The sequence below is a fragment of the Mycobacterium sp. RTGN6 genome (assembly GCF_033804605.1).
In the GTDB taxonomy this organism is placed as follows: Bacteria; Actinomycetota; Actinomycetes; order Mycobacteriales; family Mycobacteriaceae; genus Mycobacterium.
This window is the reverse complement of sequence record NZ_JAPZKZ010000006.1, coordinates 352835-366827: the sequence shown is the minus strand read 5'-3', so window position 1 is coordinate 366827 and position 13993 is coordinate 352835. Positions and strand designations below refer to the sequence as shown.

Sequence of the window (13993 nt, the reverse complement as noted above, 5' to 3'; positions counted from 1 at the left end):
CAAAACCGCGCCGAAATCACTGGAGGGCGACCACTAGATGGCGGATGCCGGTGTGCCGGTTGCTACGCGTCCACTCGACGGGCTTGACCAGCCGCGCCGACGAGAACCTCGTCAGCAGTTCTTCGAAGAGCACGCGAAGCTCGAGCCGCGCGAGGTTGGCGCCGAGGCAGTAGTGCACGCCCTGCCCGAACCCCAAGTGCGGGTTGGGTTTCCGTGTGACGTCGAAGACATCCGCGTCGGCGAACACCAAGGAATCGCGGTTCGCCGAGCCCTCCCATATCTGCACCTTCTGCCCAGCCTGGATCGCGCATCCGCCAAGCGAGACGTCACGGGTGGCGGTCCGCCGCTTCGACGGTGACGGCGACGTCCAGCGCACCATCTCTTCGATCGCCGTCGGCAACTTGTCGAAATCGTCACGCAGCAAGCGCATCTGGTCGGGGTGGTCGATCAGGGCCAGCAGTCCTCCTGCCACCGAGTTGCGGGTAGTCTCGGCGCCCGCGCTGAACAGCAGACTGAAGAACAGGTACATCTCGAGGTCCGACAATTCCCCGTCGGCCACGGAGGCGTTCGCGACCACGGACAACATGTCGTCGGTGGGCTCCGCACGCTTGGACGCGATCAACTCCTGGCCGTAGGTGTACATCCGGGACGCCGCATCCTCGGCCGACAACTGCCCAACCGAGGCCGTGCGCGAGCCACCGAAGTCGAATTGCGGCTCGATCGCCTCGAACAACCAATGACGTTCGGATTCCGGCACTCCCAGCAGGATGCAGATCATCTGCATCGGCAGTTCCGCGGCGACGTCGACCAAGAAGTCGAACGGAACCCCCGGCTCCACCGAGTCCAGCAGCCGACGGGCGCGCAAGCGCAGATCGTCCTCGACCAGCCCGATCATCCGCGGCGTCAACCCCGAGGACACCAGCCGACGAATCTGCGAATGCCTCGGGTCGTCCATCATGTTGAGCACTTGACCGGCGATGGACAGGTCCTGCAGCAGCGTTCCGCCGAACGGCCGCGAACCGCCCGTCACCGACGAGTACGTCTCGGGATCACGAAACACCGCAAGCGTTTCCGCATGAGTAGCGACGGACCAGAAGCCTTCGCCGTCAGGGGTGTGCTCGGTGGCTTCGTGCCAGTAGACCGGCGCCTCACGCCGATGTACCTCGAAAAGCGAGTGCGGGAACCCGGACGCGAAGTTGTCCAGGTCGGTCAAGTCGACCCCCGCCAGCACCCCCGTCGAGCTCACAGAATGGCCCCCGAGGTGTACTTCGCCGCTTCCGGGAACTGGCTGACCAACTCACTGACGGCGGCTACCACTGAATCCACCTGCGCCCCAGCGGCACCCGTGAACGCCGCCCGATCCGCCAGCGCCGCGTCCAAAGCAGCTCGGTCCAAAGGTAACCGCGGGTCGGCCGCCAGCCTGTCCAAGAGGTTTGGCTCCAAACCCTTTTCGCGCATCGCCAGCGCGACGGCCACCGCGTGCTCCTTGATGACCTCGTGCGCCGTCTCGCGCCCGACACCCGCCCGCACCGCCGCAATCAGGATCCGGGTGGTCGCCAGGAACGGCAGGTAGCGGTCCAGCTCCCGTTGGATCACCGCCGGGTAGGCACCGAACTCGTCGAGCACCGTCAGGAACGTCTCGATCTGCCCGTCAACCGCGAAGAACGCGTCCGGCAGCGCCACCCGGCGTACCACCGAGCAGAACACGTCGCCCTCATTCCATTGCGCGCCAGCGAGTTCGGCCGCCATCGACCCATACCCGCGCAACACCACCTGGAGGCCGTTCACCCGCTCGCACGAACGGGTGTTCATCTTGTGCGGCATGGCCGACGACCCGACCTGCCCCGGCGCGAAGCCCTCGGTGACGAGCTCGTGCCCCGCCATCAGCCGGATCGTGTGCGCTAGCGACGACGGCCCAGCGCCCAGCTGCACCAAGGCAGAGACGACGTCGTGGTCCAGCGACCGCGGGTAGACCTGCCCGACGCTGGTGAACACCACGTTGAAACCGAGGAAGTCGGCGACGCGACGCTCCAGTTCGTCCAACTTCGCGGCGTCGCCGTCGAACAGGTCCAGCATGTCCTGGGCGGTGCCCATCGGGCCCTTGATCCCGCGCAGCGGGTAGCGGTTGACGAGCTCCGCCAGCCGGATCAGCGCAAGCATCGTCTCCTCGGCCGCCGACGCGAACCGCTTGCCCAGCGTGGTGGCCTGCGCGGCGACGTTATGCGAACGCCCCGCCATCACCAGGTCGCGATACAGCACCGCACGCTCGGCCAGCCGCGCCACCACCGCCACGCCGTGGGAGTGCACCAGTTCCAGCGACTGCCGGATCTGGAGTTGTTCGACGTTCTCCGTGAGGTCGCGACTCGTCATGCCCTTGTGCACGTGTTCGTGGCCGGCGAGCGCGTTGAACTCCTCGATGCGCGCCTTGACGTCGTGACGGGTCACCCGTTCGCGCGCGGCGATCGACGCCAGGTCGACGTCACCCACCACCGCCTCGTAGTCGCCGACCACGCCAGAGGGCACCGGGACGCCGAGTTCGGACTGCGCGCGCAGCACGGCGAGCCACAGCCTGCGTTCGGCGACGATCTTGGCCTCGGGTGACCAGATGGCCAACATGTCGTCGCTGGCGTATCGATTGGCCAGGACATTCGGGATCGTCACGAACACACAGCTTACGGTCCCCGTGAGGCAAGCTAGCCGTTGTGTACTTCATCGGACTGGACCTCGCGTGGGGCGAACGGAACCAAACCGGTGTCGCCGTGGCGGACGCCGACGGCCGGCTGCTGCACGTCGGCATCGCGCAGGACGACGCGAGTATCGAGGCCATCGTGGCGCCCTATGTCGGCGAAGAATGCCTGGTTGCCATCGACGCGCCCCTGATCGTCAAGAACCCGACGGGCGCGCGCCCGTGCGAGGTGGCGCTCAACCGCGACTTCCAGCGGTTCGACGCGGGCGCCCGCCCCTCCAACACCAGCAAGCCCGAGTTCAAGCATCCCCGCGGCGCGCGGTTGGCGGCGGCGCTCGGTCTCGACATGGACCCGGCGTCAGGCGGCCCCCGGCGCGCGATCGAGGTCTATCCGCACCCGGCGACGGTGGTGTTGTTCCAACTGGAGAAGACGCTCAAGTACAAGAAGGGGCCGTTCGACGAACGCCAGCGCGAGCTACTGCGGTTGATGACCCTGGTGGAGGGGCTCGACGACGCGTCGCCGCGGCTACGGGTGAACCGCAGCGTCGCCTGGGTCGAGCTGCGCAAGCGGGTGGAGGCCGCCACCAAGCTGAGCCAGCTCGACCGCGACGAAGACCCCGTCGACGCCGTCGTGTGCGCCTACGTCGCCCTCTGCTGGTATCACCGGCCGGAGGACGTGACCGTCTACGGCGACTTCGAATCCGGTTACATCGTCACGCCGACACTGCCGGAAGCGCGCAAGCCGGCTGCGCCACGGGCCGGACGTCGGCCGGCGCGCGAGCCCAACACAGGCGCCGCGGCCGATCCCGCAATCAGGGCGGCCGTCACCGAGTACGACGCCAGGCGCCCGGCTCTGGTCGCGTCGACGGATCACTACCTGCAGTTGGTGACGGCGCTGCTCGACGACGCGGGCATCAACTACCTCAGCATCACCGCCCGCACCAAGACGGTCGAGTCGTTCGCAGGCAAGGCGACGCGCAGGGTGGACGACCGGCCCCTGTTCACTGACCCGCTGTCCGAGATCACCGACCAGATCGGCTTGCGCGTCATCACCTACCTGCGCGACGACGTCGCCACGGTTGCTTCGCTGCTCGGCGACGAACTGCGATTGCTCGAGGACCGCGACTGGGGTGTCGAAACCGCGCGCGAAGGCCGATGGGGCTACGCCAGCCGACACCTCTTGGTCGGGGTGGAGGGCGAGCAGCAGCCCGCCTCGATCCAGATCCGCACCGTGTTGCAGCACGCGTGGGCGGAGTTCGAGCACGACATCCGGTACAAGGGTTCGATACCCGCCGAGCACGCCCCCGATCTGGATCGCCGGTTCACCTTGGCTGCCGGCCTGCTCGAGCTTGCCGATGGCGAGTTCGCCGCGATCCGGGAACGCTTGCGCGCAGGCGTGGTCGAAGAGCAAGCGCCCGACGACGAGTCCGACCCGCGCATCACGACGCCGGTGCTGGCGACGTATCTCGGCAATCGGTACGCCGACGCCGGGTGGTCCCGGACCGACCACTACGGCTGGATCTCGGGGCTGCTGCTCGAATTGGGCATCACGTCGCTCGACGAACTCAGCGCGGTGCTCGACGGCGTCGACGGTGACGCCATCAACGTCGCGATGGGCTACCGCTACCCGGCGGGTGCCGTGCGCAGGCTCGACGACGTCCTGCTGGCCGTGTTCGGGCAACGGTATCTGGACCTGCACGGAAACGCCCACCGGCGAGACCTGTTGCAGCACAGGCTTGAACGGCTCCCCCGCGCGGAGTGAGTCAGTCTCGGAAGACGACGGTGGTGCGGCCGTTGAGCAGGACGCGCCCGGTGAGGTGGTAGTGCACTGCCGCGGCCAGGACCCGTCGCTCGATGTCGCGGCCCTTGCGGACGAGCTGTTCGGGAGTATCGCGGTGGGAGACGGGTTCGACGTCTTGGACGATGATCGGTCCCTCGTCGAGTTCGGCGGTGACGTAGTGAGCCGTGGCGCCGATGAGCTTGACGCCGCGGGCGTGGGCCTGGTGGTACGGCTTGGCGCCCTTGAACCCCGGGAGGAACGAGTGGTGGATGTTGATGGCCCTCCCGGCGAGCTCGGTGCTGAGTTCGCTGGACAGGATCTGCATGTAGCGCGCCAGCACGACGAGGTCGACGGCGTACTCCCCCATCAGTTCTCGGAGTCGATCCTCCTGACCGATCTTGGTGTCCGCGGCGACGGGCAGGTGGTGAAATGGCACGGCTCCGAAGTTGACGCGTTCGAACGCGTCGATCGGATGGTTGGACACGACTGCCACGATCTCCATGTTGAGATCGGCTGTGCGCCAACGGTAAAGCAGATCCACCAGACAATGGTCGAGTTGGGACACCAGGATCAGCACCCGCATTTGGTAGTCACTCGGCTGTAACGTCCACGCGGCACCCAGCGCGGTCAGCACCGCCTCCAACGGGCCGGAGTCGAATTCGTCGGCGAGGGACTTGAATTCGATGCGCGCGAAGAACTGACCGGAGAGCTCGTCGTTGAACTGCTGAGCATCGGTGATGTTGCAGTTCGATTCGAACAGCGACGTCGTGACGGCGCTGACGATGCCCGGGCGATCCGCGCAGTGCAGCGTCAGTATGTGCGACCGATTCATCGTGACCCGCGCCGGGCGCATCACCCAGATGCGTCGATCGTCGCCGTTAGAGGCTCGAACTCGGTCGTCGGAGCCAGCACGTCGATGACGTCGATCAAGGTGGCGCGGGCCGTCGCGCGCGGTCCCTCGCCGACGCCGACGAGCGCGGCAACCACGGCCCCGTCGACCGCGCACACCAAGGCCGTCATCAGTTCCGAGCGCACCGCCCGACCCGACCGCTCGACCACCTCGACGACGGCATCGCTGCGCTGCTTCATGATGCGGCGCTGAGCATCGCGCAGCGCCGGCTGTCGGGCGCACGCGATGTAGCGCTCGTAGCGGGAGATCAGTTGCTCCGAACTCCAAGTTCCTGGACCGTCGCCCACCAGAAGATCCACCAGGACGTCGGCGGTGGACTCGGCTCCGCGCCGTCGCCGCGAGAGCGTGTCGACGCGTTCGCGGAGCTGTTGAACCTCGCGGATGCCGACGTGTTCGACGGCCTTCGCGATGAGGTCGTCGAGGGAGGAGAAGTAGTACGTAGTGGACGCCAGCGGAAGCCCGGCGCGACGCGCCACGGCACGGTGTCGTACGGCGTCGAAGCCGCCTTCGCACAGCAAGTCAGCGGCCGCGCTGACCAGCGCGTACCGGCGCCGTTCTCCTTTGGGAGTGGCCGCTGCTGTCACGCATTGCATGCTGCCAGCAAAGGTCAGGCGGTATCGCGCTTTCGGCGAAGCTTAAGCGTCTACACAGGAAAGTCGGCTCGGTCCCCAAGGTGGGGCTGCCCGCCGCCGATGGCATGATGGCCCGCATGCCAGACGTCAGCCGTCGAGCGGTGCTCCGCCTCGGAGTTGGCGCCGCCGCAGGCGCGGCGGGTGCGTACGTCCTCGGCTCGACGCTGACCCAACCGACGGTTACCGCGCCGCCGGTGTCCATGACGGGTGTCGGCGCCCCGCTGGCGCCGCCGACGCTGCCGCTCGAGCCCGCGGCCGCCCCCGCCCCGACGTACGTGACTGGATCATTCGTGTCGGCAGCCCGCGGCGGGGTGAGTACCAATTGGGCGATCGCGCGTCCGCCGGGGCAGACCGCTGCGCTGCGGCCCGTCATCGCGCTGCACGGTAAGGGACAGGACGCGGCCGGGGTGATGGCGGGCGGCGTCGAGCAGGGCCTGGCCCAGGCCGTCGCTGCGGGCCTTCCGCCGTTTGCGGTGGTCGCCGTGGACGGGGGCGGAAGCTACTGGCACGGGCGGTCATCGGGCGAGAATTCCGGCGCCATGGTGCTCGACGAGTTGATTCCGATGCTGAGCGGTCAGGGCCTCGACACGTCGCGCGTCGGGTTCCTCGGTTGGTCGATGGGCGGTTACGGCGCGCTGCTGTTGGGCGCGCGCCTCGGGCCTGCACGGACGGCGGCGATCTGCGCGGTCAGTCCTGCACTGTGGACGTCGTCGGGTGCGACGGCGCCGGGCGCCTTCGATAGCGCGGACGACTACGCCGCGAACAGCGTGTGGGGGCTTCCGGCACTCGGCTCGATTCCGATCCGAATCGACTGCGGCAATGGCGATCCGTTCTACTCGGCGACCAAGCAGTACATCGCCCAGCTGCCCAGCCCGCCGTCGGGCGGCTTCTCCCCCGGCGGCCACGACGGTGGGTTCTGGAGTTCGCAGCTACCCGCCGAGATCAGTTGGCTGGCACCGCTGCTTGTCGCCTAGCGATTAGACGCTGATTCGACCTTCGGCTGCGGCAAGTCCGATATCGGTGCGAAAGTGGCTGCCCGGCAACCGGATCGAGCTCATCACCGCATACGCGGCGTCGCGTGCCGTCGCGAGGTCGGCACCCGTTCCGACCACGGACAACACACGACCACCGGACGAGACGATGGTTCCGTCGTCGCGGCGGGTGGTTCCGGCGTGTAGCACGCCGTCGGCGTCGGAGCCGACGATGACGTCGCCGACCCGCGGCCGACCCGGGTAGTTCTCGGCGGCGAGCACCACGGTCACCGCGGATCCGTCGCGCCAGCGCAGCGGGGGCTGGGCCGCCAGCTCACCGGTGGCAGCCGCACGCAACAGTTGGCCGAGCGGGCTGTCGAGCAGCGCCAGCACGGCCTGCGTCTCCGGATCGCCAAAGCGGCAATTGAATTCGACGACGGCAGGCCCGCGCGAGGTGATCGCGAGGCCGGCGTACAGCAGACCCTGAAAGGCACTGTCTCGCCGGACTAGTTCGGCGGCAACCGGTTTGACCACTTCGTCGACGATGGAGGTGAGCACCTCGTCGGGCAGCCACGGCAGCGGGGTGTAGGCGCCCATGCCACCGGTGTTGGGGCCGGTGTCGCCGTCGCCGACGCGCTTGAAGTCCTGCGCGGGCAGCAGCGGGACCACCGTCTCGCCATCGACGACACAGAACAACGACACCTCGGGCCCGTCGAGGAACGACTCCAGCAGCACGGGATGGCCGGAGTCCAGCAGGCTGGCGGCGTGAGCGCGCGCGATGTCTCGGTCGGTGGTGACGACGACGCCCTTGCCCGCGGCGAGTCCGTCGTCCTTGACCACCCAGGCCTGCTCGCCTGCGGCGGGCCCGAAGCGATCGAGCGCAGCGTCGAGGCGGGCGGGGTTGTCGACGATCTCGCTGGTGGCGGTGCGGACTCCGGCGGCGGCCATGACGTCCTTCGCGAACGACTTGGCGCCTTCGATGCGGGCGGCGTCCTTCGACGGTCCGAAGCACGCGATGCCCGCCGCCCTGACCGCATCGGCGACGCCGAGTACGAGGGGCACTTCGGGCCCGATTATCACCAGGTCGGCGCCGATGCGCTGCGCGAGTGCGACGACCGCCTCGCCGGAGGTGATGTCGACGTCGTGCTGGACGGCGACGGCGTTGGTGCCCGCGTTGCCGGGGGCGACGGCCAGCTCCTCCACATCGGGGTCACGGCGCAGTGCTAGCAGCAGCGCATGTTCACGAGCTCCGGATCCGATCACTAGGACGCGCACAGGCACACCCTAATCAGACGCCGCGCAGCCGTACCGAAAGGCACGTCACACATCCCTCGAGCTTCTCGAACTCGCCGATATCGACGAGCACCGGTTCGTACCCGCGTGCCTGCAGCAGGGCGGCGGTCTGTGGAGCGCGTGACGACATCAGCAGCTTTCCGTCGCCAAGCAAGACGACGTGGGCGCCAGGCTCCTCGGGCACCGCGAGGAACACCTCGAAGACCGACGGGTCGTCGACCACCGGCTGGTAACCGATGATGGTTCCGTCCGGCAGTGCGGTTACTGCGGACTTGAGGTGCAGCGCCTTGGTCAGCGGGACCGCAATCACCGTCGCACCGAACGGCGCCAGGTACTGGGCCAACTGGCGGATCCCTTCGGCGTTGGTGCGTTCGGACTGCCCCACGTAGACAGTTCCACTGTGCTTCAGAACGTCACCACCGTCGAGCACGCCGGGCGCCTCGATGTGCGCGATGCGATAACCCAACTCAGCGACTGCCTTCTCGGCACCCTGGGCCTCCGGCCTCCGTTCGACGGCACCAGAACGCGCGATGACAGCAAGGTCGCCGTAGACCACGACGGGGTCTTCGACGAACACGCTGTCGGGACAGTCGGGCGCGGGCTCGACCTCGGCCACACTCCACCCGGCATCGACGAGGGTCTGTACGTAGCCCTCCCACTGCCTCATCGCGAGGTCTGCGTCGATGGCCGACCGCTCGATGTGGGTGAGCAGCCCCTCTGCCAGGCGCGGGCTGGGCCGGCGCACTAATGCCCGTTTGGCATGCACGGTTCGATCGTACGGTCAGCCACGAATCGCGTCGGCCATACACTTGACATAGCGATGTATGGTCTAGGTATGACGCAGAGCACATGTCCGTTCGGACCCGGCTACGACTTCACTGACCCCGACGTCCTGCTCAAGGGCATCCCCGTCACCGAGTTCGCCGAGCTGCGCAAGACCGCACCGGTGTGGTGGAACGAGCAGCCCGAGTCGATCTTCGACGACGGCGGCTACTGGGTGATCAGCCGTCACGAGGACATCAAGTCGATCTCGCGCGATGGCGACCTGTGGTCGACCAATCGCAAGGGTGTCGTGATGCGGCTGCCCGAAGGCACCGAACCCGAGCAACTCGAGGTGACCAAGGCGCTGCTGATCAACCACGACGCGCCCGAGCACACCCGGTTGCGCAAGATCGTGTCGCGGCTCTTCACGCCGAGGGCCGTCGCCAAGCTCGAGGAGAAGCTCGCGGTCGCCGCCCGCGAAATCGTCGCCGCCGCAAAGGAGAAGGAGAGCGGCGACTTCGTCGACGACATCGCGATGAAGCTGCCGCTGCTGGCCATCGCCGACCTGATCGGCGTGCCCGAGGCGGACCGGGAGAAGCTGTTCCACTGGACCAACGCGATCATGAACACCGACGACCCGGACTTCGAGGCGGACTATGTCGCCGCCAACGCTGAGTTGATGGGCTACGCCTACAACATGGCCGAGGAACGTCGCCGCTGCCCGGCCGACGACATCGTCACCCGGCTGATCGAGGCCGATATCGACGGCGAGGCCATGGGTGAAGTCGAGTTCGCGTTCTTCGTGATCCTGCTCGCGGTCGCGGGCAATGAGACCACCCGCAACGCCATGACACACGGCATGAATGCGTTCTTCGACAACCCCGATCAGTGGGAGCTGTTCAAGCGCGAGCGGCCCGACACCGCCGCCGACGAGATCGTCCGCTGGGCCACGCCCGTGCACTGCTTCCAGCGCACGGCACTCGCCGACACCGAACTCGGTGGCGTTACGATCCGCGAGGGCCAGCGCGCCGGCCTGTTCTACAGTTCGGCCAACTACGACGACGCGGTCTTTGACCGGCCCTTCGAGTTCAATATCAGCCGAGACCCCAACCCGCACCTGGCATTCGGCGGCAACGGCGCGCACTTCTGCATCGGCGCCAACCTGGCGCGCATGGAGATCAAGCTGATCTTCAACGAGATCGCCGACCAGATTCCCGATATTTCCAAACTGTCCGAGCCGCAACGGCTTCGGTCGGGGTGGCTAAACGGGGTCAAGCGGTTGGCAGTCTCCTACCAGGGATAGCAGTACGATTCCGCCGTGCGTACCCACGGCTGGTCGGGCTCGGCCCCTGCGACGGATGACGAGGCCGTCGCACGGATCCTGACGGCCGCGAGCCAGGCGATCGACGAGCGCGGAGCCGACGTCAGCATCACCGACGTGGCCCGCACGCTCGGGGTGACCCGGCAGACGGTATACCGGTACTTCCCCAGCACCGACGCGCTGCTCGTGGCGGCCGCCGTGCACGCGGCCAGCGGGTTTCAGGACCGGTTGGCGACGCATCTGCGAGGGATCACCGACCCGGCCGACGCGGTCGCGGAGGCAGTGGCCACCACCCTCGAGTGGTTGCCGGAGGACAAGCATCTCGGGTTGCTCCTGATGTCTGGGCGGCCGAACCCGCATACCGAGTCGGTGACGTCGGACGTCGCGCAGGACTTCGCCCACTCGATGCTGCGCCAGTTCGACGTCGACTGGGCCGCGGTTGGCTACTCCGACGACGAGCTCGACGAGTTCGCCGAGCACCTGCTGCGGATCATTCAGTCGTTCGTCATCGACCCGGGCCGGCCCCCGCGTACGGGTCAGCAACTGCGCGACTACATGCGACGGTGGGTGGCGGGTTCGATGTTGCCCGCAGGGGAGGTCCACACGTAACACGAGCCTCCGGCGGGAGTTGAACCCGCACCCGCGAGGTAGAAGCTCGCCGCTCTGTCCGTTGAGCTACGGAGGCGCTGCAAGAAGTTGGCGGAAGGCAAAGGAATCGAACCTTCGGGACATGACGCCCGGCACGGTGTTCAAAGCCGCTTTGCCAACGCATGGCGCTGCCTTCCCAGGGTGGTGAGTGGAGCCGGATGCAGGACTCGAACCCGCGCCGCCTGTTTACAAGACAGGTGCTCTTGAACCTGTTGAGCTAATCCGGCAATGGTGAAACGCGGTGCGCCGGGCGGGAATCGAACCCGCGACCATCACGTTATAAGCGTGCCGCACCCACCAACCGTGCTCCCGGCGCCCGGACATCCTGTCGTGTATCGACGTCTTTGCGTGCCCGCGGCGGGACTCGAACCCACACAAGTCCGGTGTAGGAGACCGGCGCTCTGTCCGTTGAGCTACGCGGGCTGTGCCCCTGGAGAGAATCGAACTCCCACCCTCAGCGTCGTAGACTGGCGCTCTTTCCGTTGAGCTACAGGGGCTTTCACATTGCGGCGGCGCCCTTGGCAGGAGTCGAACCTGCAGCCTCCGGTTTCGGAAACCGGCGCGCTGTCCGTTGCGCTACAAGGGCTTGGGGCGATCGGAGGGAGTTGAACCCATCGACTGTGGAGTCACACGCCACTGTGTTGCCGTTACACCACGACCGCCATGAGGTTGGGCTGCGTTGTGCGTCGCATGGCGACGCCATACCTGTGATCGGGTCCGCAGGCTGCCCGGTGGCGGAGGCGGAGGGACTCGAACCCCCAGCCGCGTGTGACGCGGCGGCTCGTTAGCAACGAGCTGCATTACCGTTCTGCCACGCCTCCAAAGGTGCTGTTCGAGTGGAGAATAGGGGGGTCGAACCCCTGGCCTCCTGCTTGCAAGGCAGGCGCTCTTCCGGCTGAGCTAATTCCCCTTTGGCGACCATGACGGGACTTGAACCCGCGTCCTCCCGCTCGACAGGCGGGCGCTCTCACCACTGAGCTACATGGCCAACGATGAACTGTGGTCGTCCGGGGAGGGATTGAACCTCCGGCCTCCGCTGTATCAGAGCGGCGCTCTTGACCGACTGAGCTACCGGACGTCGAGCACCCCGTGCGGGACTCGAACCCGCTCCCCCGCCTTGAAAGAGCGGGAGACTAACCCATATCCGAACGGGGCCTTGGTGGTGCCGCCGACAGGAGTCGAACCTGTGATCCTTCCGGGTTTCAAGCGGACGCTCTTCCTGCACTGAGCTACAACGGCGTGGCAGTCCGTAGGAGAGTCGAACTCCTGCCGTCTGGCTGAGAACCAGGTGTGCTACCCCTACACCAACGGACCACGGGCATCACGTGTGCTGCCTCGTCAGGACTCGAACCTGAACTGTCCGGAACCAAAATCCGGTGGGCTACCCGATTACCCCACGAGGCATAGCGTTGTTCGCTGCTGACCCGCCAGGGCTCGAACCTAGATTGACTGATCCAGAATCAGCCGTGCTACCGAATTACACCACGGGTCAATGGGTGAGTGGTGCGTGCGGAGGGATTTGAACCCCCTGAGCCCGAAGGCGGCTGCTTTACGGACAGCTGCGACTAGCTATTCGCCTCGCACGCATGGCATCTCATTGGCTCCCCGAGCAGGACTCGAACCTACAGTCACGGATTAACAATCCGTTGGTTTACCGGTTAACCGACCGGGGAACAGGGCCGCCGGGCAGCGAGCGGGCGAGGGCTTTGTGGGCCTTCGCCCGCTCGCCGCCGGCGTCAAACCAGCGCCGGCGCCGGAGCGCACCGGAACCGGTCACGCTGCTTGGGTTCGAAGGGCTCACGCATCATGCTCAACCCGGCCTCGGCCGGAGTGCGGTCGCCCTTGAGGCCGTTGCACGCCTGGCAAGCCGCTACCAGGTTGAACCACGTGTCCCCGCCACCGCGACAGCGCGGCAGCACGTGGTCGACGGTGTCGGCCAGCCCGCCGCAGTAGACACAGATGTGCCGGTCGCGGCGCAGCACCCCCTCGCGAGTGACCCGATTGTCGCTGTGGGGCTTGTAGGGGATGTGCACGTACTCGTGCAGCGCCACCGATATCGGTAGCTCGAGCACCAGCGATGGACTGCGAACGTGCACCGCCGGATTGTGGACGTCGACGATGTAAACCGCGCCGCGCAGGATCAGCTGGACCGCCTCCTGCCACGGAATTCGGGACAGCACGCGGTAGTCGGCGTTGTAGACCTCAACGGTCAGATTAGGCATCAAGATCGCCATGGGGCGCGTACCTCCTTTCCGTGTCGGTGCCATGTCGGCGTTGTGGTTGCGCGGGCAGGATTTGAACCTGCGACTTCCGGGTTATGAGCCCGGCGGACTGCCGAACTGTCCTACCGCGCAGCGTGCTTGACGTGCCCCCGGAGAGATTTGAACTCCCGACAACCTGCTTGTAAGGCAGGTGCTCTCCCGCTGAGCTACGGGGGCATTGGTGCGTCGTTGGTCGGGATGACACGATTTGAACGTGCAACCTCCTGGACCCAAACCAGGTGCGCTCCCAAGTTGCGCCACATCCCGCTGGCACGGATGGAGGGACTCGAACCCCCAACTCACGCGGCTTTGGAGACCACGGCTCTACCAGTTGAGCTACATCCGTAGATCCGCCCGTTCGCAGGGCGGTGGGTTGAGCCGGTGACGAGCCTCGAACTCGCCCTTTCAGTTTGGAGGACTGATGTGCAGCCTGGTACACCTCACCGGCGTGTGCACTGCTGAAAACGATGTGCGCCGTGAGGGTTTCGATCCCCCGTCCCCAGATTAAGAATCTGGTGCTATCCCAACTCAGCTAACGGCGCTTGTGTCGTGGTGGGTCGCCCGGGACTCGAACCCGGAACGCAAGGGTAAAAGCCAAGAGTGATACGCGTTTTCACCAACGACCCGACAGGGTGTGGTACGTCCGGCAGGAGTCGAACCTGCACGCCCAATCAGGGCACCGGAGTCTGAATCCGGCACGTCTCCCACAATTCCGTCACGGACGCTCGA

At 66.6% G+C, this 13993-nt stretch carries 11 protein-coding genes and 27 tRNA genes; 4 read left to right on the top strand and 34 right to left on the bottom strand.

Translation table 11 applies throughout. The annotated features are described in order from the left end of the window. Positions 1-16: 16 nt before the first annotated feature. Both SLQ33_RS17395 and purB read right to left on the bottom strand, forming a co-directional pair. Entirely contained in the window at positions 17-1246 is a 1230-nt protein-coding gene (locus SLQ33_RS17395; RefSeq protein WP_319455076.1) for a cytochrome P450, read from the bottom strand. Further along, positions 1243-2661: an adenylosuccinate lyase gene (gene purB / locus SLQ33_RS17390; protein WP_319455075.1), complete on the bottom strand. Its 1419-nt coding sequence runs from the start codon at positions 2659-2661 to the stop codon at positions 1243-1245. Before purB ends, SLQ33_RS17395 begins: the two co-directional genes overlap by 4 nt. 41 nt (positions 2662-2702) lie before the next feature. Here purB and relZ point away from each other — a divergent pair, with 41 nt between their 5' ends. Further along, on the top strand, positions 2703-4448 hold the full coding sequence (relZ, locus tag SLQ33_RS17385; protein WP_319455074.1) for a bifunctional ribonuclease/(p)ppGpp synthase: 1746 nt from the start codon (positions 2703-2705) through the stop codon (positions 4446-4448). 1 nt (position 4449) lies between these two features. Here the strand turns inward: relZ and purU are convergent, their stop codons facing one another. Then, positions 4450-5298 carry a formyltetrahydrofolate deformylase gene (gene purU / locus SLQ33_RS17380; protein WP_319455073.1) on the bottom strand — a complete coding sequence of 283 codons (849 nt, stop codon included), beginning with the start codon at positions 5296-5298 and terminating at the stop codon, positions 4450-4452. Positions 5299-5318: 20 nt separating this feature from the next. Further along, the gene (locus SLQ33_RS17375; protein WP_319455072.1) at positions 5319-5969 is read right to left on the bottom strand and encodes a TetR/AcrR family transcriptional regulator; all 651 of its coding nucleotides are present in this window, start codon (positions 5967-5969) and stop codon (positions 5319-5321) included. A 104-nt stretch (positions 5970-6073) separates the two neighbouring features. Between SLQ33_RS17375 and SLQ33_RS17370 the strand changes: the two genes are divergently transcribed. After that, positions 6074-6982 (top strand): alpha/beta hydrolase, encoded by a 909-nt coding sequence (locus tag SLQ33_RS17370; protein WP_319455178.1) that lies wholly within the window; start codon positions 6074-6076, stop codon positions 6980-6982. A gap of 3 nt (positions 6983-6985) precedes the next feature. Here the strand turns inward: SLQ33_RS17370 and purD are convergent, their stop codons facing one another. Together purD and ddaH are read right to left on the bottom strand one after the other, a co-directional pair. After that, a complete protein-coding gene (purD, locus tag SLQ33_RS17365; RefSeq protein ID WP_319455071.1) occupies positions 6986-8254 on the bottom strand; it encodes a phosphoribosylamine--glycine ligase in 1269 nt (422 codons plus the stop codon). Between the two features lie 13 nt (positions 8255-8267). Beyond that, positions 8268-9038, bottom strand: coding sequence for a dimethylargininase (ddaH, locus tag SLQ33_RS17360; RefSeq protein WP_319455070.1), 771 nt, complete (start codon positions 9036-9038; stop codon positions 8268-8270). A gap of 69 nt (positions 9039-9107) precedes the next feature. Between ddaH and SLQ33_RS17355 the strand changes: the two genes are divergently transcribed. Together SLQ33_RS17355 and SLQ33_RS17350 are read left to right on the top strand one after the other, a co-directional pair. Further along, positions 9108-10337: a cytochrome P450 gene (locus tag SLQ33_RS17355; RefSeq protein ID WP_319455069.1), complete on the top strand. Its 1230-nt coding sequence runs from the start codon at positions 9108-9110 to the stop codon at positions 10335-10337. 15 nt (positions 10338-10352) lie between these two features. Beyond that, positions 10353-10964, top strand: coding sequence for a TetR/AcrR family transcriptional regulator (locus SLQ33_RS17350; protein ID WP_319455068.1), 612 nt, complete (start codon positions 10353-10355; stop codon positions 10962-10964). A 4-nt stretch (positions 10965-10968) separates the two neighbouring features. Here the strand turns inward: SLQ33_RS17350 and SLQ33_RS17345 are convergent. From SLQ33_RS17345 to SLQ33_RS17210, 28 genes are all read right to left on the bottom strand, one after another. Beyond that, positions 10969-11040: transfer RNA gene (locus SLQ33_RS17345), tRNA-Arg, on the bottom strand. Positions 11041-11052: 12 nt separating this feature from the next. Next, positions 11053-11140, bottom strand: a tRNA-OTHER gene (locus SLQ33_RS17340). Positions 11141-11152: 12 nt separating this feature from the next. Continuing rightward, positions 11153-11230, bottom strand: a tRNA-Thr gene (locus tag SLQ33_RS17335). A gap of 15 nt (positions 11231-11245) precedes the next feature. After that, a tRNA-Ile gene (locus tag SLQ33_RS17330) sits at positions 11246-11319 on the bottom strand. Between the two features lie 33 nt (positions 11320-11352). Continuing rightward, positions 11353-11426: transfer RNA gene (locus SLQ33_RS17325), tRNA-Arg, on the bottom strand. Positions 11427-11428: 2 nt separating this feature from the next. Next, positions 11429-11500, bottom strand: a tRNA-Arg gene (locus SLQ33_RS17320). 16 nt (positions 11501-11516) lie between these two features. Further along, positions 11517-11589, bottom strand: a tRNA-Arg gene (locus SLQ33_RS17315). Between the two features lies 1 nt (position 11590). Then, a tRNA-His gene (locus tag SLQ33_RS17310) sits at positions 11591-11665 on the bottom strand. 70 nt (positions 11666-11735) lie between these two features. Next, positions 11736-11824 (bottom strand) — tRNA-Ser (locus tag SLQ33_RS17305). A gap of 16 nt (positions 11825-11840) precedes the next feature. Then, positions 11841-11913: transfer RNA gene (locus tag SLQ33_RS17300), tRNA-Ala, on the bottom strand. Positions 11914-11915: 2 nt separating this feature from the next. Then, positions 11916-11991: transfer RNA gene (locus SLQ33_RS17295), tRNA-Asp, on the bottom strand. Positions 11992-12003: 12 nt separating this feature from the next. Continuing rightward, positions 12004-12081, bottom strand: a tRNA-Ile gene (locus SLQ33_RS17290). A 5-nt stretch (positions 12082-12086) separates the two neighbouring features. Continuing rightward, positions 12087-12158: transfer RNA gene (locus tag SLQ33_RS17285), tRNA-Glu, on the bottom strand. Between the two features lie 5 nt (positions 12159-12163). After that, positions 12164-12242, bottom strand: a tRNA-Phe gene (locus SLQ33_RS17280). A 1-nt stretch (position 12243) separates the two neighbouring features. After that, positions 12244-12317: transfer RNA gene (locus tag SLQ33_RS17275), tRNA-Glu, on the bottom strand. A 16-nt stretch (positions 12318-12333) separates the two neighbouring features. Continuing rightward, positions 12334-12407, bottom strand: a tRNA-Gln gene (locus tag SLQ33_RS17270). A gap of 15 nt (positions 12408-12422) precedes the next feature. Next, positions 12423-12495 (bottom strand) — tRNA-Gln (locus SLQ33_RS17265). A 9-nt stretch (positions 12496-12504) separates the two neighbouring features. Further along, positions 12505-12589: transfer RNA gene (locus tag SLQ33_RS17260), tRNA-Tyr, on the bottom strand. A gap of 12 nt (positions 12590-12601) precedes the next feature. Further along, positions 12602-12676, bottom strand: a tRNA-Asn gene (locus tag SLQ33_RS17255). A gap of 63 nt (positions 12677-12739) precedes the next feature. Beyond that, positions 12740-13237 carry an HNH endonuclease gene (locus tag SLQ33_RS17250; protein ID WP_319455067.1) on the bottom strand — a complete coding sequence of 166 codons (498 nt, stop codon included), beginning with the start codon at positions 13235-13237 and terminating at the stop codon, positions 12740-12742. A gap of 43 nt (positions 13238-13280) precedes the next feature. Continuing rightward, a tRNA-Met gene (locus SLQ33_RS17245) sits at positions 13281-13357 on the bottom strand. A gap of 12 nt (positions 13358-13369) precedes the next feature. Then, positions 13370-13441: transfer RNA gene (locus SLQ33_RS17240), tRNA-Val, on the bottom strand. A 13-nt stretch (positions 13442-13454) separates the two neighbouring features. Then, positions 13455-13531, bottom strand: a tRNA-Pro gene (locus SLQ33_RS17235). A gap of 1 nt (position 13532) precedes the next feature. Further along, positions 13533-13610, bottom strand: a tRNA-Trp gene (locus SLQ33_RS17230). 30 nt (positions 13611-13640) lie between these two features. Continuing rightward, positions 13641-13712 (bottom strand) — tRNA-Gly (locus SLQ33_RS17225). A gap of 22 nt (positions 13713-13734) precedes the next feature. Further along, positions 13735-13806: transfer RNA gene (locus tag SLQ33_RS17220), tRNA-Lys, on the bottom strand. Positions 13807-13814: 8 nt separating this feature from the next. After that, a tRNA-Lys gene (locus tag SLQ33_RS17215) sits at positions 13815-13890 on the bottom strand. A gap of 9 nt (positions 13891-13899) precedes the next feature. Next, positions 13900-13989: transfer RNA gene (locus SLQ33_RS17210), tRNA-Leu, on the bottom strand. Between the last annotated feature and the right edge of the window lie 4 nt (positions 13990-13993).

Coding starts and splice junctions, on each gene's coding strand:
- purU (WP_319455073.1), bottom strand. CDS start 5,298: ATGAATCGGTCGCACATACTGACGCTGCACTGCGCGGATCGCCCGGGC.
- SLQ33_RS17355 (WP_319455069.1), top strand. CDS start 9,108: ATGACGCAGAGCACATGTCCGTTCGGACCCGGCTACGACTTCACTGAC.
- SLQ33_RS17370 (WP_319455178.1), top strand. CDS start 6,074: ATGATGGCCCGCATGCCAGACGTCAGCCGTCGAGCGGTGCTCCGCCTC.
- SLQ33_RS17250 (WP_319455067.1), bottom strand. CDS start 13,237: ATGGCGATCTTGATGCCTAATCTGACCGTTGAGGTCTACAACGCCGAC.
- SLQ33_RS17375 (WP_319455072.1), bottom strand. CDS start 5,969: ATGCAATGCGTGACAGCAGCGGCCACTCCCAAAGGAGAACGGCGCCGG.